This is a genomic window from Micrococcus lacusdianchii (assembly GCF_023155805.1).
GTDB classification, from domain to species: Bacteria; Actinomycetota; Actinomycetes; order Actinomycetales; family Micrococcaceae; genus Micrococcus; species Micrococcus lacusdianchii.
Genome location: NZ_JAKNUW010000004.1, coordinates 61,347 through 85,696, shown reverse-complemented (window position 1 = coordinate 85,696; position 24,350 = coordinate 61,347). Strand labels below are relative to the sequence as shown.

Below are 24,350 nucleotides of genomic sequence, written 5' to 3'. Positions count from 1 at the left end.
CGTCCTCCCGGCCACCCTGGGTCCAGGAGGTGGTGTCCATGGACGAGAGCACGGCCACGCGACGGCGGGGCAGCACGGCCCACACGGCCCTGGGCCGGTACGGGGAGGACGCGGCGGCCCGATGGCTCGCCGCCCGCGGCTACGAGATCGTCGACCGCAACTGGCGAGGCGAGGGTGGGGAGCTGGACCTGGTGGCCCGCCAGGACGGGTGGTGGGTGGGGATCGAGGTGAAGACCCGCTCCTCCCTGGCCTACGGGGACCCCCTGGAGGCCATCGGGCGCCGCAAGCTGCTGCGCCTGCACCGGCTCACCCGCGCCTGGGTGGCCGAGCGTGCCCGCGCAGCTCAGCGCCCGGTGCACCGGGAGCCCTGGCGCGTGGACGCCGTCGCCGTGCTCGTGCCACGCACCGGCGGGGTGCGGTTCGACCTGGTGACGGACGTGCGGCCGTGACGGGCATCGGGCGCACGCGCTCCGTCTCCCTGGCCGGGCTCCGCGGGGACGTGGTGGACGTGGAGGCGGACATCGCCCAGTCCCTGCCCGGGTTCACCCTGCTGGGCCTGCCCGACCAGGCGCTGCAGGAGAGCCGGGACAGGATCCGCTCGGCCGCGCGCAACGCCGGCCTGCCCCTGACCCGGCGCCACCTGACCGTCAACCTGCTGCCGGCGGGAGTGCAGAAGCGCGGCGCTGCGCATGACCTGGCGATCGTCCTGGCGGCGTACGCGGCCGCGGGCCAGGTCCGCGGCGTGCACGGCCCCGTGTTCCTCGCGGAGCTCGGCCTGGACGGCACGCTGCATCGCACCCCGGAGACCGTGGCCATGGTGCTCGCCGCCGTCGATGCCGGACACCCACGCGTGGTGGTGGCCGCGGCGGCCGTCGAGGAGGCCCGCCTGGTGCCGGGCGCCGAGGTGCGCGGCTTCGCGCACCTGCACGAGGTCATCCGCGCCTTCGGTGGACGGCCGGACGGGCCCCCGCCCGTCCCGGACGCCGCCCGCGTGCTCGGTGCCGGCGCGGGCCGCGAGGAGGCAGAGGAGCTGGAGCACCGCCGCGCCGCCCCGGACCTGTCCGAGGTGGCCGGGCAGGCCCAGGCGCGCTTCGCCCTCGAGGTGGCGGCGGCCGGGGGGCACCACCTCCTGCTGAGCGGCCCGCCCGGGGCGGGCAAGACGATGCTCGCCGAGCGCCTGCCCGGGATCCTGCCGCCCATGGATCGGCGGACCGCCCTGGAGACCGCGGCGCTGCGCTCCCTGCGCCGGCTGCGTCCGGGCGCCGGGGCGCTGGACCGCACGCCGCCGTTCGAGGCGCCGCACCACTCCGCCTCCATGTCCGCGCTCGTGGGCGGCGGCACCGGACTCGCGCGGCCCGGAGCGGTGTCCCTCGCCCATGGCGGGGTGCTGTTCCTGGACGAGGCGCCGGAGTTCGACCGTCGCGCCCTCGAGGCGCTGCGCCAGCCCCTCGAAGCGGGGGAGGTGGTGCTCCACCGGGCGCAGGGCGCCGTGACATATCCGGCCCGGTTCCAGCTCGTGCTCGCCGCCAACCCGTGCCCCTGCGGGCTCGGCGACGGAACCGGCCACCGCTGCCGCTGCACGTCCCTGCAGCGCCGCCGCTACGCCGAGCGCCTCTCCGGGCCGCTGCTGGACCGCGTGGACGTGCAGGTGACCGTGCGGCCGGTGGAGGCCCGCCACCTCACGGGAGCGCCCGAAGCCGAGCCGACCGCCACGGTGGCCGCCCGCGTGCGGGCCGCCGTCGAGCGCCAGGAGGTGCGCTGGGAGGCCGCCGCCGCGGCCGGCCTGGTCCCGCCAGGGGTGCTGCGCAACGCCCACGTCCCCGCACCAGCACTGCGGCACGGACCGCATGCGGTGCCCTCCGCCGCCCGGGCGGAGGCCGACTCCGCGGTGGACACGGGCGAGCTCAGCGCCCGCGGACACGCCCGTGTCCTGCGCCTGGCCTGGACCCTCGCCGACCTGCGCGGGGCCGACCGGCCCGCGGCCCAGGACGTGGAGACGGCCCTGCAGCTGCACACCCGCCACGAGGAGGACCGATGACCGTCCCGCACTCCCGCCCCGACGGCGCCCGCCTGGCCCGCGCCGCCCTCACCCGCCTCGTGGAGCCCGGGGACGAGCTGGCCGTGCAGGCCGTCGCCGCCCTGGGACCCGAGCGGGCCTTGGCCCTGCTCACGGGCCAGGACCGGCTCCAGCCCGCCGAACGGGACCTGCTGGCCGACCACGCCGGCTCCGGGGCCGCGCTGGGGCGGCGCTGGAGTGCAGGCCTCGCCCGGTGGGCGCCCCGGGCCGAGCGGCTGGACCCCGCACGGGACCTCGTGGCCCTCCACCGCCTCGGCGGCGGGCTGCTCATCCCGGAGGACGACGCGTGGCCCGCGGCGCTGGACGACCTCGGCGCCGCCGCGCCCCTCGGTCTGTGGTTCCGAGGCGCCGGGACGGTCCCCGTCGCCGCCCGGGCCCTGGCCGTGGTCGGCAGCCGCGAGGCCACCTCGTACGGGCGGCAGGTCACGTCCGCCGTCGTCTCCCGCGCCGTGCGCGCCGGGACGTGCGTGGTCTCCGGCGGGGCCTACGGGATCGACGGCGCCGCGCACCGTGCCGCCCTCGACGCCGCTCCCGGCATCCGGCCCGGGCCCGCGGACGCCGGCGCACCCGGGCCCGTCCCCACCATCGCCGTGCTCGCCGGCGGTCTGGACCGGTTCTACCCCGCCGGCCACGAGGAGCTGCTGCGGGCCGTCATGGAGGCGGGGCTGCTGCTGTCCGAGATGCCGCCGGGTGCCTCGCCCACCCGTCACCGGTTCCTGCACCGCAACCGCCTGATCGCCGCGCTGTCGGGCGCGGTCGTGGTGGTGGAGGCGCGGTGGCGCTCCGGTGCCCAGAACACCGCGGGGCACGCCCTGTCCCTCGGCCGGGAGGTCGGCGTGGTGCCCGGGCCGATCACTTCGCCCTCCTCCGCCGGGTGCCACCGGCTCCTCCAGGAGGCACCCGTACGGCTGGTGGCGGACCCGGCCCAGGCCCTCGACCTGCTGCCGCCGGGTCAGGGCGCCGTCGGCGGTCCGGCCCGGTCGGACGCCGCCGACCCTCCGGCGGTCGCCTCGACCGAGCCTCCGCATGCGGCGGCCGCGCGCCCCACCGACGGCCTGACCGTGGAGGAGCTGCTGGTGTGCGAGGCCCTGCCCGTCCGCCGGGCCGTGGACGTGGACGCGCTCACGGTGAGCGCGGGCCTGTCCCTGCCCACCGTCCTGGCCGTGCTCACCCGGCTGGCACGGCGGGGACTCGCCGAGCGGGTGGAGGACCGGTGGCGGCGCTCGGACGGCTGACGGGCCGGGGCCGGTGGCAGAGTGGGGGCATGAGTCCTGCCTCCCCGCCCCGCCACGGCGCCGTGCCCCCGGCCTCCGACCGGGACGAGGCCTGGCTCGAGGCGTTCGCCGAGCACCTGCGCCACGGACTCGGCCGCAGCCCGCGCACGGTCACGGCCTACCTCACGGACCTGCGTCACCTGGCCGCCCACGCCGCCGGGGCGGGGGAGGATGCGTCCGCGGACGCGTTCGCCGAGGTGGACACGGAGGACCTGCGGCGGTGGCTGGCGGCCATGCGGGAGGAGGGCCTGGCCCGCGCCACCCTGGCGCGCCGGGTGGCGGCGGCCCGGACCTTCCTGGCCTGGCTCGTGCGGCAGGGGCTGCGTCCCACGGACCCCGCGCTGCGGCTGAGCGCCCCCACCCCGGACGCCCGGCTGCCGCACGTGCTGCACCGTGCCCAGGCCGACCGACTGATCGCTCTCGCGGAGGAGCGCGTCCACGCCGCCCGCGCCGCCCGCGACCGCCCCGCCGCGGCCGCCGCGGCACGGGATGTCGCCCTCCTGGAGCTGCTGTACGCCACCGGTGCCCGCGTCGCGGAGGTCGCTGCCCTGGACGTGGACGACGTGGACCTGGACCGGCGCACGGCACTGCTCACGGGCAAGGGGGACAGGCAGCGCACCGTCCCGTTCGGCGCACCAGCCTCCGCGGCCCTGGACCGCTGGCTGCGGGTGGCCCGCCCGATCCTCGCCGCCGAGCACAGTGGCGCCGCCCTGTTCCTGGGCATGCGCGGCGGACGAGTGGGCGTGCGCCAGGTGCGCGCCGTCGTCGACGCCGGCCTCGAAGCCCTCGGTGACACCGCCGCGCGCGGGCCGCACGCGCTCCGGCACACCGCCGCCACCCATCTCCTCGACGGCGGCGCCGACCTGCGGACGGTCCAGGAGATGCTCGGCCACGCCTCCCTGCGGACCACGCAGGTGTACACACACGTCTCGATCGACCGGCTCCGCGAGGGCTACCGGCAGGCCCACCCCCGGGCGTGAGCGGCCCAGGGTGATCCATTCGGACGTGCAGACACGGCGTGTCGGCGGGCAGCTTCGTTGTCCGCGCCCCTGCGCCGGGGGACAATGGCCGCACCGCGGTCCGCGCCGTCCGGCGTCCTCCCGTGGGCGTCCTGCCGGACGCGACTGCCCGCCCCCGAGAGGTCCCGATGTCCACCGTCACCACGCGCGGCATGGTCCACGTGCTCTCCGCGCCCACCGCGCTGTGCCCGCACGTGGAGTGGGCCCTGCGCTCGGTCCTGGGCGCCGCGGCGGACGTCCGGTGGGTGGCCCAGCCGGCCGAGCCGGGCCAGCACCGCACCGAGGTCCACTGGACCGCGGAGCAGGGCACGGGGGCGCGGCTGGCCTCGGCCCTGCGCGGCTGGCCCCACCTGCGGTTCGAGATCACGGAGGAGCCCTCCGCCGGCGCCGACGGCTCCCGCTGGTCCCACACCCCCGGCCTGGGGATCTTCCATGCCACCACGGACGTCTCCGGCAACATCATGGTCTCGGAGGACCGCATCCGGTACGCCTACGAGTCCGGCGACGGCGACCCCACCGTCCTGATCCATGAACTCTCCCTCGCCCTCGGCGAGGCCTGGGACGAAGAGCTTGAGCCGTTCCGTCGCGCCGCCGAGGGCGCCCCCGTCCGCTGGATCCACCGCACCGGGTGATGCCGGCGCGGCCGGTCAGCGCCCCACGAACACCGCCACGGCGTTGTGCCCGCCGAAGCCGAACGAGTTCTTCAGCGCCACACGGCGCCCCTCGGGCAGCGCCCCGGGCGTTCCGGTGACCACGTTCAGGGGGATCTCCGGATCCTGGTTGTCCAGGTTGATGGTCACGGGGGTGCGGCCGTGGTGCACGGCGAGCACCGCGAGGATCGACTCGATCGCCCCGGAGGCGCCCAGCAGGTGACCTGTCTGCGACTTCGTGGCGGAGACCTGCACGTCGTCCAGGCGGTCGCCGAACACGGCGCGCATGGCCAGGTATTCAGGGGCGTCGCCTTTGGGAGTGGAGGTGGCGTGGGCGTTCACGTGGGACACGTCCTCGGGCCGCAGGCCCGCGTCCTCGAGCGCCCGACGCATGGCGCGGGTCGCCCCCAGCCCCTCGGGCTCGGGGGCCGTGATGTGGTGCGAGTCGGACGTCACGCCGGTGCCCACCAGCTCGGCGTACACGCGGGCACCGCGGGCGGCGGCGTGCTCCTCGGACTCCACGATCATCACGCCCGCGCCCTCGCCGAGCACGAAGCCGTCGCGATCCACGTCATAGGGGCGGGAGGCCGCCTGCGGGTCGTCGTTGCGCTTCGACAGGGCCTGCATGGCGGCGAAGCCCGCCATCGGCATGGGGTGGATGGCGGCCTCGGTGGACCCGCACATCACGACGTCGGCACGACTCGAGCGGATCAGCTCGAGTGCCGTCTCAAGGGCCTCGGTCCCGGAGGCGCACGCGGACACCACGGTCCGCGCGCCGGCGCGGGCGCCGAACTCGAGAGACAGGGCACCGGCGGCGCCGTTGGGCATGAGCATCGGCACGGTCATGGGCATGACGCGGCGGGGCCCGCGCTCGCGGACGGTGTCCCAGCCGTCCAGCAGGGTCCACACGCCGCCGATGCCGGTGCCGAACGCGACGGCGAGGCGGTCGCCGTCGATGTCCGCCGAGTCGAGACCGGCGTCCTTCCAGGCCTCGCGGGCGGCGACGGTGGCCATCTGCGTGGCCGGGTCCTGGCGCTTGCTCTCGACCTTGGTGAGGACCTCGGAGGGGGGCACCGTCAGCTCGGCGGCGAAGGTGACGGGGAGCTCGTAGCGCTCGACCCAGTCGTGCTCCATGGTGGCGGCGCCCGAGACGCCCTTCAGGGCGTTCTCCCAGAACGTGGGGACGTCGCCGCCGATGGGGGTGGTGGCGCCGAGTCCGGTGATCACTGCGGTGCGGGTCATGGATCCTGCCTTCGTGGCCCGGGCCGGCCGGGAGGTCGTCGCTCGCCCGGGCCGGGCGGCGGGAGGTCGGGGTCCGTGCCGTGGCTCCTCGGGGGCGTTCCCGGCACGGAGGGGGATCGGCCGCGCGGGCCGGGGAGCGCCGGCGGGAGGATCTCCCGCCGGCCGGTGCTCCCCGGCGCGGCGCCGGGGACGACGCGCGGGGCGCGCCGTCGGGGTGGATCAGGCCTGGGCCTGGTCGATGAAGTCGACGGCGTCCTGGACGGTCTTGAGGTTCTTGACCTCCTCGTCCGGGATCTTCACGCCGAAGCGGTCCTCGGCGTTGACGACGATGGTCATCATCGAGATCGAGTCGATGTCCAGGTCGTCGGTGAAGGACTTCTCCGGCTGGACGTCGGTGGTCTCGAGGCCGGTCTCCTCGTTCACGATCTCGGCGAGGCCGGCGAGGATCTCTTCCTTGGAAGCCATGGGGCGTCTCCTTCTCTCGGGGTTACACGGGTGTACGGGTGTACGTGGTCAGTGAATCAGACCGGTGGGGCCTCAGGGGAGGCGCACCACCTGGGCGCCGTAGACCAGCCCGGCGCCGAAGCCGATCTGCAGGGCGAGCCCGCCGGACAGCGACGGATCCTCCTGCAGCAGTCTGTGCATGGCCAGCGGGATCGACGCGGCCGACGTGTTGCCGGCGTCGGCGATGTCCCGCGCCACGGTGACGGTGTCCGGCAGCCTCAGCTGCTTGGCGAACTGGTCGATGATGCGCATGTTGGCCTGGTGGGGGATGAAGGCCGCGAGGTCCTCGGGACCCACACCGGCGGCGTCGAGGGCCTCCCGGGCCACCTTGGCCATGGACCACACGGCCCAGCGGAAGACGGAGGGCCCGTCCTGGCGGAGCGTGGGCCAGAGCATCCCCTCCTGGCCCGTGATGGCCGAGGCGTCCCCGCCGATGCGGGCGCCCTCCACCTCGTCGCGCACCTCGAGCAGGGAGCGGGTCATGGAGATCGTCTCCCACCGCTCCCCGTCCGAGCCCCACACGGAGGGGGAGATGCCGGGCTCGTCCGCGGCGGAGACCACGACGGCGCCCGCGCCGTCGCCCAGCAGGAAGGAGATGGAGCGGTCCGTGGGGTCGATGAAGTCGGAGAGCCGCTCCACGCCGATCACGAGCACGTGGCGGGCGGTTCCGGCGCGGACGAGGGCGTCGGCCTGGGCCACGCCGTAGCAGTAGCCCGCGCAGGCCGCGGAGACGTCGTACGCCGGGGCCGGGGTGGCGCCGAGCTCATGGGCCACGGCGGCGGCCGCAGAGGGCGTGGCGTAGGGGAAGGTCACGGTGGCCACGATCACGGCGCCCAGGTCCGCGCCGGTCAGCCCGGCGCGCTCGAGGGCCTCCCGGCCCGCGGCGACGGCCATGGACAGCACGGTCTCGCCCTCGCCGGCGCGCTGGCGGGTCACGATCCCGGTGCGCTGGCGGATCCATTCGTCGGAGGAGTCGATGGGGCCGACGATGTCCTCGTTCGGGAGCCGTCGCGCCGGACGGAACGCGCCGACCGCGGCGATCCGGCTCGCGGCGTGGGGCTCGTGCTGCTTCAGGGTGACGGACATGGTGCTCATCTCTGCAGGGGGCGGGAGTCGGCGGGGTCAGGCCGTGTGCTCGGCGATGAACGCCCGGGCCGTCTCGAGGTCCTCGGGGGCCTTCACCGCGCACGTGGCGGCGCCCGTAAGGCCGCGCTTGGCGAGTCCGGTCAGGGTACCGCCGGGCAGGAGTTCGAGGACTCCGGTGACGCCGCGGCCGGCCAGGGTCGCCATGCACAGGTCCCAGCGGACCGGGCGGGTGACCTGCTCGACGATCCGCCCCAGGGCGTCCCGACCGTCCGCGACGGCGGCGCCGTCCCGGTTGGAGAGCAGGGGCGTGCGTGGGGCCTGCGGGACGAGGCCGTCCACGTGTTCCCGGAGGGCGTCGACGGCCGGGGCCATGTGCTCGGTGTGGAAGGCGCCGGCCACCTTCAGCGGGATCACCCGGGCCCGGGCCGGGGGCCGGCCGGCCAGTGCCGCCAGCTGCTCCCGCGTGCCGGCGGCCACCACCTGGCCGCCGCCGTTGACGTTGGCGGGCGTCAGGCCGGCGCGCTCGATCGCCGCGAGAACCTCGTCCTGGTCCCCGCCCACGAGGGCGGCCATCCCCGTGGGGGCCGCGGCGGCCGCCTGGGCCATGCCGGCGGCGCGCACGCGCACGAGCCCGAGGGCCTGGGCCGGGGAGAGGACGCCGGCCAGTGCGGCGGCCGTGATCTCGCCCACCGAGTGGCCAGCCAGCACCGTGTGCTCCGGCGCGGTGGTCCCCGCCTCGAGCGCGGCCCCGGAGACGAGGCCCGCGGCCACGATCAGCGGCTGGGCCACGGCGGTGTCCCTGATGGCCGCCTCGTCCGACTCCGTGCCGTGCCGGATCAGATTCGTCCCGGCCGCCTCGGAGAGTTCGACGAGGCGGTCGCGGACCCCGTCCAGCTCGAGCCACGGGGTGAGGAAGCCGGGGGTCTGGGATCCCTGCCCGGGGCACACGATCGCAAGCATGTCCTCCATGGTGGCAGGTCGCACCTGCCTGGCGGGCCATTCAGGGCGACCATTTCCACCCTGGGATCTTGTGGAGTTCCTACATATCGTGGTTGGCGGATCACCCGTCCTGCGCAGCACCGCCCCGAACGTGGGAGAGCCGGCCGAGCGCCACGGCGGTCTGCAGCACGTAGGCGTCGCGGGCCTGAAGTGGGTCCCACCCGGTGATCTCCGCGACGCGTCGGAGACGGTAGCGCACCGTGTTCGCGTGGATGTACAGCGCCCGCGCGGTGCCCTCCAGGGAGTGGCCGCCGGCCGTGAACGCGTCCGCGGTCTCCAGCAGCGCGGTGCCGGCGTCGGCGAGGGGCGCGTAGATCCCGTCCACGAGGGCCTCGCGGGCCGAGGGGTCACCCAGCAGGGCGCGCTCGGGCAGCAGGTCCTCGCTCGAGGTCGGGCGGGCGGCCCGGGGGTGCGCCGGCGCCGCGGAGAGACCGGCCAGGGCGTGCCGGGCGGACAGGTGCGCCTCGACGAGGGACTCCACCACGGGCCCGACGATCACCGGGCCGTCCGCGAACCACGGCAGCAGCGCCTCGGCCACCGTGGGGCCGTCCGCCACCGAGCCCACCACGAGCACCAGCCGCTCGGCCTGCACGCCCACGAGCAGGTCGCACTCCAGGCGGGCCGCGGCTCGCCGCAGCGCGGGGATGAAGGACGGCTGCGCCCCGCCGGGGGTCAGGCCGGCGATCACCGCGACGCCGCACCCGCCCTGCCAGCCCAGGGCGGTGGCGCGGTGCTGGATCTCGTCCGGCTCCTGGCCGCGCAGCACGGCGTCGAGCAGGACCGCCTCCAGGCGGGAGTCCATGGCCCCCCGCTGCTCGGCGGCACGGGCGTACACGTCCGCGAGGGCGAACGCGATCTCGCGGGAGTAGTGGAGGATGTGCTCGCGCAGCACGGCCTGGTCGCGTTCGAGGACCGCCTCGGGCACGCGGGACTCCACGACGTCCACCATGGTCCGGATCAGCTGCAGCGCCCGCTGCAGGGAGATCACCCGGGTCAGCTCCGCGGGGGACTGGCCGAAGACGTCGCGCAGCACATGGACGGTCGTGGTGGACGGTCGCTCGAACCAGGAGACGAATCCCTGCAGCGCGCGCTGGGCGATCATGCCGAGCGCGCTGCGCTCGTCCGGAGTCAGCTCGCGGTACCAGGGCAGGGTGGCGTCCAGCCGCTGCAGGGTGGCCGTGTTCAGCGCGCCCAGGTGGGTGCGCAGCCGGGCCAGCCCCTCGGGGCTGACCGGGCGGGGGGCGGCGGTGCGGGGCTCGGGCATGGGCCACATCCTAGGCCCGCCATTGTCGGATCCCCACGAAGCCCCCGGGAGGGGAGACGACGCCGGCCGGTCGCCTCCGCGGGGGAGGCGACCGGCCGTCGTCGGGGCCGCGGTTCAGAGCCTGCGGCGTCGGGTCAGGCGTCGCCCCCGGCGTTGCCGGTGGTGCCCGCGGTGACGTCGTCCAGGCGGTACTTCTCGTGGGCCTTCGCGGCGGTGCCCGCCTCGACCTTCCCGTCCTGCTCCAACAGCTGCAGCGCGCGGACCACCATCGAGTGGGAGTCGATGAGGAAGTAGCGGCGCGCGGCGGCCCGGGTGTCGGCGAAGCCGAACTCGTCCGCGCCGAGGGCGGAGAAGCGGTTCGGCACGAACGGCCGGATCTGGTTCGCCCACGAGGTGGAGAAGTCCGAGGTGGCGACCACGGGGCCCTCGGCGTCCGCCAGCTTCTGGGTCACGTACGGCACTCGCGCCGGAGCGGAGGGGTCCTTGAGCGCGTCCTTCTCGGCCGCCACGGCGTCCCGGTAGAGCTCGTTGTAAGAGGTGGCGGACCACACGTCGGCGGACACGCCCCAGTCCTCGGCGAGGAGGCGCTGGGCGGTGATCGCCCACGGCAGGGCCACGCCCGAGCCCATCAGCTGGACCTTGGGGCCGTCGCCCTCGCCCACGGAGTAGCGGTACAGGCCCTTGAGCAGGCCCTCCACGTCCAGGTCCTCCGGCTCGTCCGCGTGCACGATCGGCTCGTTGTAGACCGTCAGGTAGTAGATGACGTTGCGGACGTCGTCCCCGCGGTCGTGATCGCCGTACATGTCCTCCAGGCCCTGGCGCACAATGTGGGCGATCTCGTACGAGTACGCCGGGTCATAGTGCTTCACGGCCGGATTCGTGGACGCCAGGACGGGGGAGTGACCGTCCATGTGCTGGGTGCCCTCGCCGGCCAGGGTGGTGCGCCCGGCGGTGGCGCCGATCATGAAGCCGCGCGCGAGCTGGTCGCCTGCGGCCCAGATGTTGTCCGCGGTCCGCTGGAAACCGAACATCGAGTAGAAGATGTAGACCGGGATCATCGGCTCGCCGTGCGTGGAGTACGCCGTGCCGATCGCGTTGAACGCGGCGGTGGCGCCGTCCTCGTTGATGCCGACGTGGTAGATCTTCCCCTGTGGGGACTCCTTGTAGGACAGGAACAGGTCCCGGTCCACGGACAGGTAGTTCTGGCCCTTGGGGTTGTAGATCTTCGCGGTCGGGAAGAACGAGTCCATGCCGAAGGTGCGGGCCTCGTCCGGGATGATCGGCACGAAGCGCGGTCCCATGTTCTTGTCCCGCATCAGGTCCTTGAGCAGGCGCACGAACGCCATGGTCGTGGCGGCCTGCTGCTTGCCCGATCCCTTGCGGGCCTGCTTGTAGGCGGACTCCGGCGGCAACGGGATGGCGTGGTGCGTGGAGCGTCGCTCCGGCACGAACCCGCCGAGCTCCTTGCGCCGCTCCATCATGTACCTGATCTCCGGGGCGTCCGCACCCGGGTGGTAGTACGGGATGTCGTACGGGTCCTTGTCGATCTGCTCGTCTGTCACCGGGATGCGGTGGCGGTCGCGGAACACCTTGAGGTCGTCCGCGGTGACCTTCTTCATCTGGTGGGTCGCGTTGCGGCCCTCGAAGGACTTGCCCAGGCCGTAGCCCTTGATGGTGTGGGCCAGGATGACGGTGGGCTGGCCCTTGTGCTCCATGGCCGCCTTGTACGCGGCGTAGACCTTCTTGTAGTCGTGGCCGCCGCGCTTCAGGCCCCAGATCTCGTCGTCCGACATGTCCGCCACCATCTCCTTGGTGACGGAGGACCGGCCGAAGAAGTGCTCGCGCACGAACGCACCGGACTCGGCCTTGTAGGTCTGGAAGTCGCCGTCGAGGGTCTCGTTCATGATCCGGACGAGCTCGCCCTCGTCGTCGGCCTCGAGCAGCGGGTCCCACTCGCGGCCCCACAGCACCTTGATGACGTTCCATCCGGCGCCGCGGAAGTAGGACTCCAGCTCCTGGACGATCTTGCCGTTGCCGCGCACAGGGCCGTCGAGGCGCTGCAGGTTGCAGTTGATCACGAAGGTGAGGTTGTCGAGCTTGTCGTTGGCCGCGACGTGCAGCTGGCCGCGCGACTCGGGCTCGTCCATCTCGCCGTCGCCGAGGAACGCCCACACGTGCTGGTCGGACGTGTCCTTGATCCCGTTGTTGTGGAGGTAGCGGTTGGTCTGCGCCTGGAAGATCGCGTTCATCGGGCCCAGGCCCATCGAGACCGTGGGGAACTGCCAGAAGCGGGGCATCATCCGCGGGTGCGGGTAGGAGGACAGGGCGTGGCCCTCCTTGGACTTCTCCTGGCGGAAGCCGTCCAGGTCCTCCTCGGTGAGGCGGCCCTCGAGGAAGGCGCGCGCGTAGTTGCCGGGGGAGGAGTGGCCCTGGAAGAAGATGTGGTCGCCGCCGCCCGGGTGGTCCTGGCCGCGGAAGAAGTGGTTCATGCCCACCTCGTACAGGGTGGCCTGGCCCGCGTAGGACGAGATGTGCCCGCCCACGCCGACGCCGTCGCGCTGCGCCCGCTGCACCGTGGCCATCGCGTTCCACCGCAGGTAGTTCCGGTAGCGGCGCTCCAGCTCCTCGTCGCCCGGGTACTCCGGCTCCTGGTCCGCCGGGATCGTGTTGACGTAGTCGGTGGTGGTGACGTGCGGCAGGGCCACGGACTGCGCGCCCGCTCGCTGCATGAGCGTGCGCATGATGTACTGCGCGCGCTCGGTCCCCCGCTCGTCCACGAGCCCGTCGAAGGACTCGATCCACTCCGCGGTCTCCTGCGGATCCTTGTCGGGGAGCTGGCTGGTCAGACCGCTGACGATCTGGGAGCTTTCTTCCGCTGCGCTCACGGTGCCTCCTTGATATCGGTGCGGAGGGGTGCTCCGCGGTGTCCTGCCGGGCCCGGCGATCGGCCGGGCGCCCCGCCGCGCCGTCGGCGGATGGCCGACGTCGTGCGCGTCTGCCGGTCAGCCTACTGGGGCCGGACGGCTCCCCGCCCGGCCTCGGGCCCCGATGTCGGCAGGCGCACCGCGTAAGGTGGGCTGTGTCACCACACCGCCGGACGGCCGGGCCCGGGGCCCGCGCCCGTCCCCATCCCGAGGAGGAGCGCACACATGGAGGCAGGGTCGGACAGGACCTCGTCGCAGACGCAGCTGCTGGACGCGTACGGCCTGAAGGCCGGCGACCTCGTCCAGGAGTGGGGCTACGACGACGACATCGACTTCGCCTTCCGTGACGCACTGGAGGATGCGCTCGGGGAGGAGCTCCTCACCGAGGAGGATCAGGAGCCGGCGGACGCGGTGCTGCTGTGGTGGCGGGCCGAGGACGGCGACGTCACCGACCTCACGGACCAGCTCGTGGACGTCCAGCGCTCCCTGGACCGCGGCCCCGTGTGGGTCATGACCCCGCGCAAGGGGCGCGAGGGGTACGTGACCCCGGCGGACGTGGCCGAGGCCGCCTCCACCGGCGGACTGCACGTGACCACGAGCGCCGGAGGCTCCGAGGACTGGCTGGCCTCCCGGCTCGAGCAGAAACGCGGTGGCTGAGACCCCCTTCCTGCGGGACACGCACGGCACCTCGTGGCCGTGGCCGCCGGTGGCACCCGGGGAGCGCGCCGCCTGGCTGGTGTTCCTGCCGGGGGCCTTCACCCCCGTGTGCACGGGGGAGCTGGAATGGCTCGGCTCGCTGGCGGAGGAGCTCGCGGCCGTGGGCGTCGGCGTGCGGGTGGTGTCCTGCGACCCCGCTCCGGTGCTCCGAGAGGTGGCGGAGCGCATGAGCCTGCCCGAGGCGTGCGTGCTGCTCTCCGACTTCTGGCCTCACGGGGCCGCGGCTCGCGTGTTCGACCTGCTGGATGAGGCGACCGGACGGCCTCGGCGCGTGTCGGTGCTGGTGGACGCCGACGGCGTCGAACGGGCGCGCGTGGCCCCTGCGGAGGCGGGGGGCGCGCGAAGACCGCAGGACCACCGCGACGCCGCCGTGCGGCCGGCCTGAGCGTCCGGCGGCCGCCCGGCGGTAGGCTGGGGCGCGTCAGGACCCATAGCTCAGCTGGTCAGAGCACCGCGTTTACACCGCGGGTGTCGGCGGTTCGAACCCGTCTGGGTCCACGCGCACCTCAGCCCGTCTGCTGCGCTTCGCGCGTGTCGCGGGTGGCATGCTGTCTGCATCATGCACGCCACCTCTGACGCCGTCGCGCCGCCGCCCTCTGCCGCATCCGGGGCCGGGGACCGTCGGAGCGAGGTGCTCCTCGGGATCCGCCTGTCCGGACCGGCCGGTCTCGGCCTGTTCCCGCTCGGCGTGGCGTTCGGCATGCTGGTGGTCCAGGCCGGCCTCCCCGGATGGGCCGCGCCACTGCTGTCCGTCGTCGTCTTCGCCGGTTCGGTGGAGCTGCTGCTCGTCGGCCTCATCGCGGCCGCGACCCCCCTGGCAGCCGTCGCCGTCACCGTGCTGTTGGTGAACTTCCGGCACGTGTTCTACGCGTTCGGCTTCCCCCTGCACGTGGTGCGGTCACGGGCGGCCCGCATCTACTCGATGGGCGCCCTGATCGACGAGGCGTACGCGATCGCCGCCGCCCACCCCCGGGGCTGGACCGCCCCGCGTCTGCTGGCCATGCAGGTCAGCCTCCACCTGTACTGGGTGCTCGGCGGGGTCGCCGGCGTGGGGGTGGCGGGCCTGCTGCCCGCGCCCGTCGAGGGCCTGGAGTTCGCCCTCACCGCCCTGTTCACCGTCCTGGCGCTCGACGCCGCCCGCACCCGCCGCCACCTGCCCCTCGTGCTGGCCGCCGCGGCCGCGGTGGGCGTGGCGCTGCTCGTGGCGCCCGGGGGGCTGCTGGTCACGTCCTTCCTCGTGTTCGTGGGCGTGCTGGTCGTCGCTCACGCGGCGGCCGCCCGGGGTGCCCGCCTGCCGCTGCCCGAGCCGGATCCGGCGACCGACCCCGCGCCGGTGCTCGGCGCGGCCGGACCCGTGGAGTCCCGCTCGCAGGACGCCGACCGCGGACGGAGGACGGGATGACCGCCCCCGTGGACCCCGGACACGTGGTGGCTGCGGCCGTCGTGGCGGGCGCGGTGACGTTCACCCTGCGCGCGGCCCCCTTCGCGCTGCTGCGCCCGCTGCGGGAGTCCGCCCTCGCCGCCCGGCTGGCCGTCTGGATGCCGGCGGGCGTGCTCGCGATCCTCGCGATCGTGATGCTCCTGGAGGCCGCCGCGCTGTCCCCCGGAGCGTCCGTGGACGGGCCGCGGGTGGCCTGCGCGCTGGTCGCCACCGCCCTCACGGTCCTCGTGCACGTGTTGGGCAGCCGGCGGACCCTGCTCTCCATCGGCGCGGGCACCCTGGCGTACGTCCTGCTGGTCAACCTCGTGCTCTGACGGCCCGCCCTGGCGCCCCGACGCCGGCCGGCCCCGTGCCTCCGGGCCGGTGGTCAGGGCAGGCGCACCGGCGTGCCCACGGCCATCCGTTCCGGCACGATCCCGGGATTGAGCCGCCGCAGCGTGGCCACGTCCGTGCCCCGGTCGCGCGCGATGCCCCACAGCGTCTCCCCGGCCCGGACGACGTGCACCTCCGCGGCGCCCTCCGCCGTCGCGCCGCCGGCGGCGCGGTCCGGCAGCCCTGCGGACAGCCGCTCCTCCCAGGCGGCCGCCGCGCGGGCCAGCCGCCGACCGTAGTCGGTGACCCCGCCGGCGAGGGTCCCGGCGTTGTAGAGGGTGCCCGCCCGTTCGAGGCCGGCGGGGGAGAGGTCGCCGCGGGCGTGCTCGGCCAGGATCGTCAGGCCCAGGGTGAGGTTGTCCTCCGGGTCGGCCAGGTCCAGGCCCGCCGCGTCCGCCCGGTCGAAGAACGGCGGCCAGGTGATCTGCGCGGGGCCGATCCCGTTCGAGGTCTCCCCGGCCGCCACCCGACGCCGCAGCTCGGCCACGCGCTCGGGCGTCACCGGGACGTCGGGGCGTCCGGGGCGCGAGAACACCCCGCCGCGGTCGTTGCCGAACACGTTGCGACCGCCCGACTCCACCTCCGCCAACGCCGCGGCGACCGAGAGCGGGACGCCCGCTCGGCGCGACGACGCCGCGATCGCCGGCGCGTTGTGCAGCCTGCCGGACAGCACGTCCCGGCACCCGCCCTCGTCGTCGGAGCCGGTCAGCGGTCGGCGCAGCAGTCCCATCCGGCCAGCATGCCGCGCCGGTGCGGACCGCCGCTACTCTGGACCCCAGGCCCGCCGCCGTCGGGTCGCTATCCGCCCTGACTCGGAGGAACCATGCGCGCACCCCGCCGCCGTCGTCTCGACTCCCGTACCGCCGCCCGCACCCGGAATCCCCTCTCCCGGGCGATGCAGGCCCTGGAGGGCGCCCGCGTGCTGGACCCCGCCGTCGCGGCGGGCGACGCGTTCTCCTCCGCCCTCGTGGCCGGTCCCGTGCGGCGTGCCGCACTGCAGGGCGCGTGGCTGGGCCACGCGCTGCACCCGCTCGTGATCGAGGTGCCCATGGGCACCTGGATGAGCGCCACGGCCCTGGACCTGCTCGGCGGCGACGACGCCCGCGGCAGCGCCACTCTGCTCACGGGCCTGGGCGTCGCCTCCGCCGTCCCCGCCGCCCTCACCGGGTGGGCGGAGTACGCGGCCTCCGGCCGTCCCGAGCGGCGCGTGGGCGTGGTGCACGCCGCCGCGAACGGCATCGGCGTCACCCTCCAGACCGCCTCGCTCGCGGCCCGCGTCACGGGCCGGCATCGTCTCGGCGTCCTCCTGGGCCTGGGAGCCATGGGCGTGACCGGCGGGGCCGGCTTCCTCGGCGGCCACCTCGCCGCCGCCCGGAAGGTCGGCACGCACGACCCGTCGTTCGGCGCGCGGCACGGCGCCCCCACGCCGCAGGACCGGCTCGCCTCCTGACGCGGAGGCCGACGACGGCCCCGTCCGGGCCCCAGTAGGGTGGGGGCATGTCCGCCACGCCCCACGGCTTCTGGAAGCTGCCCGCCGACGTCGACGCCGCCCCGCGGCACCTCGCCGTCATCACCGGGGGTGAGGCCGGGCAGACGATGCTGTTCCTGCAGGACGGGGACGGCTGGCGGGTGCTGGCCCTGTTCGAGGACGAGCTCGCCGGGCGGACGGCGGCGCGTACCCTCGATCGCCTCCTCCAGGCGCGCACGTACCTACGCATGGGCGGAGCGGACGTCCTGGACGGCGCGGACACCGAGCGTCCGGGCGTGGAGTGGGCCGGCTACGACCGCGAGCCCGAGGAGGAGGACGTCATCGCCCAGCGGGACGTGGACCCGGAGGCGCGCCTGTGGGTGCTGCCGGCCATGGACGGCGCCTCGGTGGGACTCAAGCTGCCCGGCCACCCACGGCACCGGGACGCCGTGGCCCAGTTCGTGGACGTGGCCGCGGCGCGCGCCGCCGTCGCCGCCGTGGACGCACTCGTGGGGGCCGCGCGACCCTGAGCAGGGGTGGCAGCAGCCACCCAGGGTTCACGGCGAGTTCACCCGGGCGGGGTGCCGGGCCGGTCGCCCCACCGACGGACCGGCCCATAATGGACGGGATCCCCGTTCCCCGCCCACGCCCGCCCGCGCGCTGGCGGGACGCTCGCCCCGCCCACGAAGGAGTCCCCATGGAGCTGCTGCAGCCCGACGCCCCCCGCGAGAACCTCCGCGAGTTCATCGACAAGCTGCGCGACGGCGGCTACACCGTGTCGGACGGCCACACCAACGACCCGGACCTCATCGACCCCCAGGGCCGGGCGGTGGAGACGTGGAAGGAGGACTACCCGTACGAGGAGCGCATGACGCGCGAGGAGTACGAGCTGGAGAAGTACCGGCTGCAGATCGAGCTGCTGAAGCTGCAGTACTGGGGCGAGGACACCGGCCAGCGTCACATCATCGTGTTCGAGGGTCGGGACGCCGCCGGCAAGGGCGGGACCATCAAGCGCTTCACCGAGCACCTGAACCCCCGCACCGCGCGCACGGTGGCCCTCAGCAAGCCCACCGAGCGCGAGCTGGGCCAGTGGTACTTCCAGCGCTACATCCAGCACTTCCCCACGGCGGGCGAGATCGTCCTGTTCGACCGCTCCTGGTACAACCGCTCGGGCGTGGAGCGGGTCATGGGCTTCTCCACGGACCATCAGTACGAGCTGTTCATGAAGCAGGTGCCGATGTTCGAGAAGATGCTCGTGGAGGACGGCATCCACCTCACCAAGTTCTGGTTCTCCGTCACCCAGACCGAGCAGCGCACCCGCTTCGCGATCCGCCAGATCGACCCGGTCCGCCAGTGGAAGCTCTCCCCGATGGACCTCGAGTCCCTGGACCGCTGGGAGGCGTACACGGACGCCAAGGAGGCGATGTTCATGCACACGGACACGGACCACGCCCCGTGGGTGTCCATCAAGTCCAATGACAAGAAGCGCGCCCGCCTGAACGCCATGCGCTACTTCCTCTCCCGCTTCGAGTACGAGGGCAAGGACCACGACGTCGTCGGGACCCCGGACCCGAAGATCGTCCAGCGGGGGCGCGAGGCCGTCGGCGACTGACCCGCCCGGCTAGGGTGGGATCCGACCCCGGCCCGCCGCGTGAGGAGACCTACGCCATGACCGCCACCACCCCTGCCGCCCCCGCCCCTGCCGCCCCCGCCCCCGGGACCGCCGACATCGGCGTCACCGGCCTGGCCGTCATGGGCGCCAACCTCGCCCGGAACTTCGCCCGCCGCGGCCACACCGTGGCCCTGCACAACCGCAGTCGTGCCAAGACGGACGCCCTCATGGCCGAGCACGGCCACGAGGGCGCATTCATCGCCACGGAGACCCTCCAGGAGCTCGTGGCTTCCCTGGCGGTGCCCCGCCGCGTGCTGATCATGGTCAAGGCCGGCGCCCCCGTGGACGGCGTGATCGATCAGCTCGTGCCGCTGCTCGAGCCCGGGGACATCGTGATCGACGCCGGCAACTCGCACTACGAGGACACCCGCCGCCGCGAGGCCGCGCTCGCGGAGCAGGGCCTGCACTTCGTGGGCGTCGGCGTCTCCGGCGGCGAGGAGGGCGCCCTGAACGGCCCGGCCATCATGCCCGGCGGACCGAAGGAGTCCTACGAGGCCCTCGGCCCGCTGCTCGAGTCGATCGCGGCGACGTACGACGGCGAGCCGTGCTGCGCGTGGATCGGCACGGACGGCGCCGGGCACTACGTGAAGATGGTCCACAACGGCATCGAGTACGCCGACATGCAGGTCATCGGCGAGGCCTACGACCTGCTGCGCCGCGTCGCCGCGATCGAGCCCGCCGAGCAAGCCGAGGTGTTCTCCGCGTGGAACCAGACGGACCTGGCCTCGTACCTCATCGAGATCACCGCCGAGGTCCTCCAGCAGGTGGACGCCGCCACCGGCAGGCCGCTCGTGGACGTGATCGTGGACGAGGCCGGGCAGAAGGGCACCGGCCGCTGGACCGCGGTCTCCGGCCTCGACGTCGGCGCACCCGTGGCCGCGATCGCCGAGTCCGTGTTTGCGCGCTCGCTCTCCTCCCAGACCGCGGTGCGCGAAGAGGCCCGCCGCACCCTGGCCGCGGGCGTGGCGGACGCCCCCGCGGTGGACGCCCAGGGCCGCGACGCGTTCGTCGAGGACGTGCGCCAGGCCCTGTTCGCCTCCAAGCTGGTGGCCTACGCGCAGGGCCTCGACATGCTCACCGCGGCCGCGCAGGAGTACGGCTGGTCCCTGGACCTGGGCACCATCGCCTCCCTGTGGCGGGACGGCTGCATCATCCGTGCGGACCTGCTGGACGTCATCATGCGCGCGTTCGGCGGGCGGGACACCGACCGGCACCCGGAGCCGGGCGCCCGTGCCGAGGGGCAGCCGTCGAACCTGCTCTTCGCGCCCGAGTTCACCCAGGCGATCGCCGAGGCCCTGCCGGCCTGGCGCCGCGTGGTGGCCACCGCCGTGGCCGCGGGCGTGCCCGTGCCGGTGTTCTCCTCCGCCCTGGCCTACTACGACGGCCTGCGCGCCGGCCGCCTGCCCGCCGCCCTCATCCAGGGGCAGCGCGACTTCTTCGGCGCCCACACCTACCGGCGCACGGACCGGGACGGCTCGTTCCACACACTGTGGTCCGGAGATCGCACCGAGGTGGACGGCGACAGCGCGCCCGTCGTCATGCCGCAGCCGGCCGAGGGCGACCCGACGGAGGAGACCGCCCGCTGACGCCGGGGCCCGTCAGGACTCCCGGCCGCTCAGATCCACATCGCCGGGTCGACGTACTCGGCGGGGTCCACCAGCGGCTTGTCCTCGGCGGGTCCCTTGCGCAGGCGGTAGGTGGCCGGCACGCCGGTGGCGATGGAGCCCGCCGGGGTGTCCTTCACGACGACGGCGTTGGCGCCCACCGCGGTCCCCTCGCCGATCTCCACGGGGCCGAGGATCTTGGCCCCGGCGCCGACCACCACGCCGTCGCGCAGGGTGGGGTGGCGCTTGGTGCGGGCCAGGGACCGGCCGCCGAGGGTCACGCCGTGGTACAGCATGACGTCGTCGCCGATCTCCGCGGTCTCGCCGATCACCACGCCCATGCCGTGGTCGATGAACAGGCGGCGGCCGATGGTGGCGCCGGGGTGGATCTCGATCCCCGTGGCCGCGCGGGCGGCCTGGGAGAGCAGACGGGCCGGGGTCCGCAGGCGTTCCACCTGCCACATCCGGTGTGCCACGCGGTGGGCCCACAGGGCGTGCAGGCCCGAGTAGGCCAGCGCCACCTCCACGTCCCCGCGGGCGGCCGGGTCGTGGCTGCGGACGGCGTCGATGTCTTCCTTCATGCGGGAGAGCAGGCCCACGGGGTCGTGCCTTTCGATCGTGGCGGCGGCGCACGCCCGGACCGGGCGCGCGCCGCCGTCGTGGTGCGTCGGTGGTGGCGTCAGCCGCGGATGTCCTCGAACAGGGCGGTGGAGATGTAGCGCTCGCCGAAGTCGCAGACCACCGCGACGATCAGCTTGCCCTCGTTCTCCGGCTTGGCGGCCTCCTGGAGCGCCGCCGAGACGATCGCACCGGTGGAGATGCCGCCCAGGATCCCCTCCTGCGCCCCGAGGGCGCGGGCAGTGGACAGCGACTCCTCGAGGGAGGCCGCGTAGACCTCGTCGTAGATCTCCGTGTCGAGGAGCTCGGGCACGAAGTTCGCGCCGATGCCCTGGATCTTGTGGGGGCCGGCCTGGCCGCCGGAGAGGATCGGGGAGTCCGCCGGCTCCACCGCCACCAGGCGGACGTCCGGGTTCTGCTCCCGGAGGTAGCGTCCGGCGCCGGTGATGGTGCCGCCGGTGCCCACGCCGGCCACGAAGGTGTGCACCGCGCCGTCCGAGGCGTCCCAGATCTCGGGGCCCGTGGTGGTGTAGTGGGCCTGCACGTTGGCCTCGTTGGCGAACTGCTGGGCCCAGATGGAGTTGGGGGTCTCGGCCACGATCTGCTGGGCGCGCTCGAGGGCGCCGCGCATGCCGTCGGCGCCGGGGGTCAGCACGATCTCCGCGCCGTAGGCGCGCAGCATCACGCGGCGCTCGGCGGACATGGTCTCCGGCATGGTCAGGACCACCTTGTAGCCGCGCGCGGCGCCGACCATGGCGAGCGCGATGCCGGTGTTGCCGGAGGTGCCCTCCACGATGGTGCCGCCGGGGGCGAGCTTCCCGGACCGCTCCGCGGCGTCCACGATGGCGACGCCGATCCGGTCCTTGACCGAGTTGGCCGGGTTGTAGAACTCCACCTTGACGGCGACGTCGCCGGGCAGGTCCTTGGTGAGGGAGTTCAGGCGGACCAGCGGGGTCCGCCCGACGGCCTGGGTGATGTCATCGAGGATCTTTGCCATGGGGCTGCCTCCTGGGGGCTCGAGGGGGATGGAAGTGGTCCGGTCAGGCTAGCGAGGTCGGCGGGTCAGGCGTCGGGCGAGAGCCACGCGGCGTAGCGTTGGCGCACCCGGGCCAGCTTCGGGTCGATCACCACACGGCAGTAGCCGTTGAACGGCTGCCGCGCGTAGAAGTCCTGATGCACGGGCTCAGCCGGGTACCATGCGCCGGCCGGCTCCACGGTGGTGACGATCGGCCGGTCGAAGAGCTCCTGCGCCCGCGCGATCTGCGCGCGGAAGAACTCCGCCTCGGCCTCGTCCCGGGCGAACACGGCCGAGCGGTACTGCGTGCCCACGTCCGCGCCCTGGCGGTTCAGGGAGGTGGGGTCATGGCCCGTGAAGAACAGGTCCATGATCACCTCGGCGGGCACGACGGCGGCGTCGAACCGCACGCGCACGGCCTCGGCGTGGCCCGTGGTGCCGGTGCACACCGATTCGTAGTCCGGCGCGGCGGTCCGCCCGCCGGTGTACCCGGACTCGACGCCCAGCACGCCGCGGACCCTCCGGTAGACGGCGTCCAGGCACCAGAAGCAGCCGCCGGCCAGGGTGAGCTCACGGACGTCGGCGGGCGGGGCAGCGGTTGCGTCGGGGGCCGGGGCTTGGGTCATGGGGGACACAGCAACGGCCGCCCCGGATCCATTCCCGCACGAGGAGGCGTTTCGGTGCTGTGCGGCGGCCGAGGGGGGTGCATGATGGTGCCCATGACCGTCCCGGACCACTCCCCGCCGGGCGGAGGCTCCGTCTCGGAGAACCGCTCGGACCCGCCCACGCTCGCCCAGGTGACGGCCGTCATCGAGCGCCTGTGGCCCGCCTCGCTTGCGGAGTCCTGGGACGCCGTCGGGCCCGTGGTCGGACGCCCGGACGCGCCCGTGCGCCGAATCCTGTTCGCGGTGGACCCGGTCCAGGCCGTGGCGGACGAGGCCGTGGAGCTCGGTGCGGACCTCCTCCTCACCCACCACCCCCTGCTGCTGCGCGGTGCCACCACCGTGGCCGCAGGCGGACACTCCGGTGCGGCGAAGGGCGCCGTGGTGCACACGCTCATCGAGCACGGCATCGGGCTGGTGGCCGCGCACACCAATGCGGACTCAGCGGTCGGAGGCGTCTCCGATGCCATCGCCCGGCGCCTGGGCGTGACGGGCGTGCGCCCGCTCGCCCCGTCCGCCGGCGGCGACGGCGACACGGGTATCGGACGCGTGGGGGAGCTCGAATCCCCCGTGAGCCTCCGCGGCTTCGCCGAACGGGTGGCCGCCGTCGTGCCCGCCACCGCGGGCGGCGTCCGCGTGGCCGGCGACCTGGACGCCGAGGTGCGCCGGGTGGCCGTGTGCGGCGGCGCGGGGGACGGGCTGTTCGACGCCGTCCGTGCCGCCGACGCCGACGTCTACGTCACCTCGGACCTGCGCCACCACCCGGCCTCGGAGGCGCGCGAGACGGCGCTGCTCGCAGACGGCCGCCCGGCCCTCGTGGACGTGGCGCACTTCGCGGGCGAGTGGCTGTGGCTGGCGGACGGCGCACACGCCCTGCGCGAGGCCCTCGAGGCGGACGGGTTCGCGGTGGACACCGTCGTGTCCGCACACGTCACCGACCCGTGGGACCTGCTCGTCGGCGGCGGTGGTCGCCCGTGACCGCCGTGACCGCGACCCCCGCCGAGCAGGCGCGCCTGCTCGAGCTCCAGCAGCTGGACCTCCAGATCGCCCGCGCGCGGCAGACCCTCGCCGGACTGCGCGCCGACCCGGAGCTCGCCCGCCTGCGGAAGACCCTCGCCGACGCCGAGGCGGCCGTGGCCGAACGGGAGGCGTCGAAGGCCGAGGTGGACGCCGCCGCGGCCCACGCCTCGGAGAAGGCCACCACCACCCGGGCCCGGCGGGACCGCACCCGCGCCCGCCTGGAGTCCGGGGAGGGCTCCGCCAAGGAGCTCGTGGGGCTGCAGCACGAGCTCGCCACGCTCGAATCCCTCCTCGCCGAGCACGAGGACGCCGCGCTGGCCGCGATGGAGGCCGCGGACGCCGCCGACGCCGCCGTGGCCGAGGCCCGTGCCGCGGCGGATGACGCCCGCCGGGCGGTGGCCCACCGCACCGCCGCCGTGCGGGCCGAGGGGGCCCGTGTCACCCAGCAGGGACGGGAGCTGACCGGCCGCCGCACCGGGGTGGCCGGACGGATCCCCGCCGCGCTGCTGGACCTGTATGACACGGCGCGGGAACGCAACGGCGGCGTCGGCGCCGCGCGGCTCGAGGGCCGGCACACCAGCGCGTCCGGCACGGAGCTGTCCCCGGCGGACCTGGACGCCATCACCCGACTCCCCCCGGACGCGGTGGCGCAGGACCCGGAGACGGGCGTCGTCGTCGTCCGGGTCTGACCGGCCGCCGGCCCGGGGGTGCCCCGCCACTAG

Annotated in this window: 25 protein-coding genes and 1 tRNA gene; 16 read left to right on the top strand and 10 right to left on the bottom strand. The window is 74.6% G+C overall.

Features of this window, described 5'->3' with window-relative positions:
• Positions 1–38 precede the first annotated feature (38 nt).
• From MA879_RS03760 to MA879_RS03740, 5 genes are all read left to right on the top strand, one after another.
• Positions 39–449, top strand: a complete 411-nt coding sequence (locus MA879_RS03760) for a YraN family protein (protein WP_248123632.1) — start codon at positions 39–41, stop codon at positions 447–449.
• Positions 446–2,038 (top strand): YifB family Mg chelatase-like AAA ATPase, encoded by a 1,593-nt coding sequence (locus MA879_RS03755; protein ID WP_248123630.1) that lies wholly within the window; start codon positions 446–448, stop codon positions 2,036–2,038. The genes MA879_RS03760 and MA879_RS03755 overlap by 4 nt, the downstream gene beginning before the upstream one ends.
• The gene (locus MA879_RS03750; protein ID WP_248123628.1) at positions 2,035–3,312 is read left to right on the top strand and encodes a DNA-processing protein DprA; all 1,278 of its coding nucleotides are present in this window, start codon (positions 2,035–2,037) and stop codon (positions 3,310–3,312) included. Before MA879_RS03755 ends, MA879_RS03750 begins: the two co-directional genes overlap by 4 nt.
• Before the next feature lie 29 nt (positions 3,313–3,341).
• The gene (locus MA879_RS03745) at positions 3,342–4,331 is read left to right on the top strand and encodes a tyrosine-type recombinase/integrase (RefSeq protein ID WP_248123626.1); all 990 of its coding nucleotides are present in this window, start codon (positions 3,342–3,344) and stop codon (positions 4,329–4,331) included.
• A 167-nt stretch (positions 4,332–4,498) separates the two neighbouring features.
• Positions 4,499–5,002, top strand: a complete 504-nt coding sequence (locus MA879_RS03740) for a DUF3145 domain-containing protein (RefSeq protein WP_248123624.1) — start codon at positions 4,499–4,501, stop codon at positions 5,000–5,002.
• Between the two features lie 15 nt (positions 5,003–5,017).
• On the opposite strand, the gene fabF is transcribed toward MA879_RS03740, so the two are convergent.
• The 6 genes from fabF to aceE all read right to left on the bottom strand — a co-directional run bounded on the left by fabF (position 5,018) and on the right by aceE (position 13,000).
• Positions 5,018–6,262, bottom strand: coding sequence for a beta-ketoacyl-ACP synthase II (gene fabF / locus MA879_RS03735; RefSeq protein WP_248123621.1), 1,245 nt, complete (start codon positions 6,260–6,262; stop codon positions 5,018–5,020).
• Between the two features lie 219 nt (positions 6,263–6,481).
• Positions 6,482–6,727 (bottom strand): acyl carrier protein, encoded by a 246-nt coding sequence (locus MA879_RS03730; protein ID WP_248123616.1) that lies wholly within the window; start codon positions 6,725–6,727, stop codon positions 6,482–6,484.
• A gap of 72 nt (positions 6,728–6,799) precedes the next feature.
• A complete protein-coding gene (locus tag MA879_RS03725; protein WP_248123748.1) occupies positions 6,800–7,852 on the bottom strand; it encodes a beta-ketoacyl-ACP synthase III in 1,053 nt (350 codons plus the stop codon).
• Between the two features lie 36 nt (positions 7,853–7,888).
• Positions 7,889–8,812, bottom strand: coding sequence for an ACP S-malonyltransferase (locus MA879_RS03720; protein WP_248123614.1), 924 nt, complete (start codon positions 8,810–8,812; stop codon positions 7,889–7,891).
• A gap of 100 nt (positions 8,813–8,912) precedes the next feature.
• Positions 8,913–10,115, bottom strand: coding sequence for a PucR family transcriptional regulator (locus MA879_RS03715; RefSeq protein WP_248123612.1), 1,203 nt, complete (start codon positions 10,113–10,115; stop codon positions 8,913–8,915).
• A gap of 134 nt (positions 10,116–10,249) precedes the next feature.
• Positions 10,250–13,000, bottom strand: coding sequence for a pyruvate dehydrogenase (acetyl-transferring), homodimeric type (gene aceE / locus MA879_RS03710; RefSeq protein WP_248123610.1), 2,751 nt, complete (start codon positions 12,998–13,000; stop codon positions 10,250–10,252).
• Positions 13,001–13,264: 264 nt separating this feature from the next.
• On the opposite strand from aceE, the gene MA879_RS03705 reads away from it, so the two are divergent.
• The 5 genes from MA879_RS03705 to MA879_RS03685 all read left to right on the top strand — a co-directional run bounded on the left by MA879_RS03705 (position 13,265) and on the right by MA879_RS03685 (position 15,511).
• Positions 13,265–13,696, top strand: coding sequence for a DUF3052 domain-containing protein (locus MA879_RS03705; protein WP_248123608.1), 432 nt, complete (start codon positions 13,265–13,267; stop codon positions 13,694–13,696).
• A complete protein-coding gene (locus tag MA879_RS03700) occupies positions 13,689–14,141 on the top strand; it encodes a redoxin domain-containing protein (RefSeq protein ID WP_248123606.1) in 453 nt (150 codons plus the stop codon). The genes MA879_RS03705 and MA879_RS03700 overlap by 8 nt, the downstream gene beginning before the upstream one ends.
• Positions 14,142–14,180: 39 nt before the next feature.
• Positions 14,181–14,254 (top strand) — tRNA-Val (locus MA879_RS03695).
• Positions 14,255–14,315: 61 nt separating this feature from the next.
• Positions 14,316–15,158, top strand: coding sequence for an AzlC family ABC transporter permease (locus tag MA879_RS03690; RefSeq protein WP_248123604.1), 843 nt, complete (start codon positions 14,316–14,318; stop codon positions 15,156–15,158).
• Complete coding sequence (locus MA879_RS03685) at positions 15,155–15,511, top strand: AzlD domain-containing protein (RefSeq protein ID WP_248123602.1); 357 nt, start codon at positions 15,155–15,157, stop codon at positions 15,509–15,511. The genes MA879_RS03690 and MA879_RS03685 overlap by 4 nt, the downstream gene beginning before the upstream one ends.
• Positions 15,512–15,564: 53 nt before the next feature.
• Here the strand turns inward: MA879_RS03685 and MA879_RS03680 are convergent, their stop codons facing one another.
• Entirely contained in the window at positions 15,565–16,299 is a 735-nt protein-coding gene (locus tag MA879_RS03680; RefSeq protein WP_248123600.1) for a LysM peptidoglycan-binding domain-containing protein, read from the bottom strand.
• A gap of 93 nt (positions 16,300–16,392) precedes the next feature.
• On the opposite strand from MA879_RS03680, the gene MA879_RS03675 reads away from it, so the two are divergent.
• The 4 genes from MA879_RS03675 to gndA all read left to right on the top strand — a co-directional run bounded on the left by MA879_RS03675 (position 16,393) and on the right by gndA (position 20,295).
• Positions 16,393–17,019 (top strand): DUF2231 domain-containing protein, encoded by a 627-nt coding sequence (locus MA879_RS03675; protein ID WP_248123599.1) that lies wholly within the window; start codon positions 16,393–16,395, stop codon positions 17,017–17,019.
• Positions 17,020–17,066: 47 nt separating this feature from the next.
• On the top strand, positions 17,067–17,567 hold the full coding sequence (locus MA879_RS03670; protein WP_248123597.1) for a hypothetical protein: 501 nt from the start codon (positions 17,067–17,069) through the stop codon (positions 17,565–17,567).
• Between the two features lie 167 nt (positions 17,568–17,734).
• Entirely contained in the window at positions 17,735–18,649 is a 915-nt protein-coding gene (gene ppk2, locus MA879_RS03665) for a polyphosphate kinase 2 (protein WP_248123595.1), read from the top strand.
• 56 nt (positions 18,650–18,705) lie between these two features.
• Positions 18,706–20,295 carry an NADP-dependent phosphogluconate dehydrogenase gene (gndA, locus tag MA879_RS03660; protein ID WP_248123594.1) on the top strand — a complete coding sequence of 530 codons (1,590 nt, stop codon included), beginning with the start codon at positions 18,706–18,708 and terminating at the stop codon, positions 20,293–20,295.
• Between the two features lie 29 nt (positions 20,296–20,324).
• Here gndA and epsC read toward each other — a convergent pair whose 3' ends face one another.
• The 3 genes from epsC to msrA form a co-directional block, all read right to left on the bottom strand.
• Positions 20,325–20,912, bottom strand: a complete 588-nt coding sequence (gene epsC / locus MA879_RS03655; protein ID WP_248123593.1) for a serine O-acetyltransferase EpsC — start codon at positions 20,910–20,912, stop codon at positions 20,325–20,327.
• Between the two features lie 80 nt (positions 20,913–20,992).
• Entirely contained in the window at positions 20,993–21,928 is a 936-nt protein-coding gene (gene cysK / locus MA879_RS03650) for a cysteine synthase A (protein WP_248123592.1), read from the bottom strand.
• A 65-nt stretch (positions 21,929–21,993) separates the two neighbouring features.
• A complete protein-coding gene (msrA, locus tag MA879_RS03645) occupies positions 21,994–22,572 on the bottom strand; it encodes a peptide-methionine (S)-S-oxide reductase MsrA (protein ID WP_248123591.1) in 579 nt (192 codons plus the stop codon).
• 93 nt (positions 22,573–22,665) lie between these two features.
• On the opposite strand from msrA, the gene MA879_RS03640 reads away from it, so the two are divergent.
• Together MA879_RS03640 and MA879_RS03635 are read left to right on the top strand one after the other, a co-directional pair.
• A complete protein-coding gene (locus MA879_RS03640) occupies positions 22,666–23,586 on the top strand; it encodes a Nif3-like dinuclear metal center hexameric protein (RefSeq protein WP_248123590.1) in 921 nt (306 codons plus the stop codon).
• The gene (locus MA879_RS03635; RefSeq protein ID WP_248123582.1) at positions 23,583–24,317 is read left to right on the top strand and encodes a CT398-like coiled coil hairpin domain-containing protein; all 735 of its coding nucleotides are present in this window, start codon (positions 23,583–23,585) and stop codon (positions 24,315–24,317) included. Before MA879_RS03640 ends, MA879_RS03635 begins: the two co-directional genes overlap by 4 nt.
• Positions 24,318–24,350: the final 33 nt, after the last annotated feature.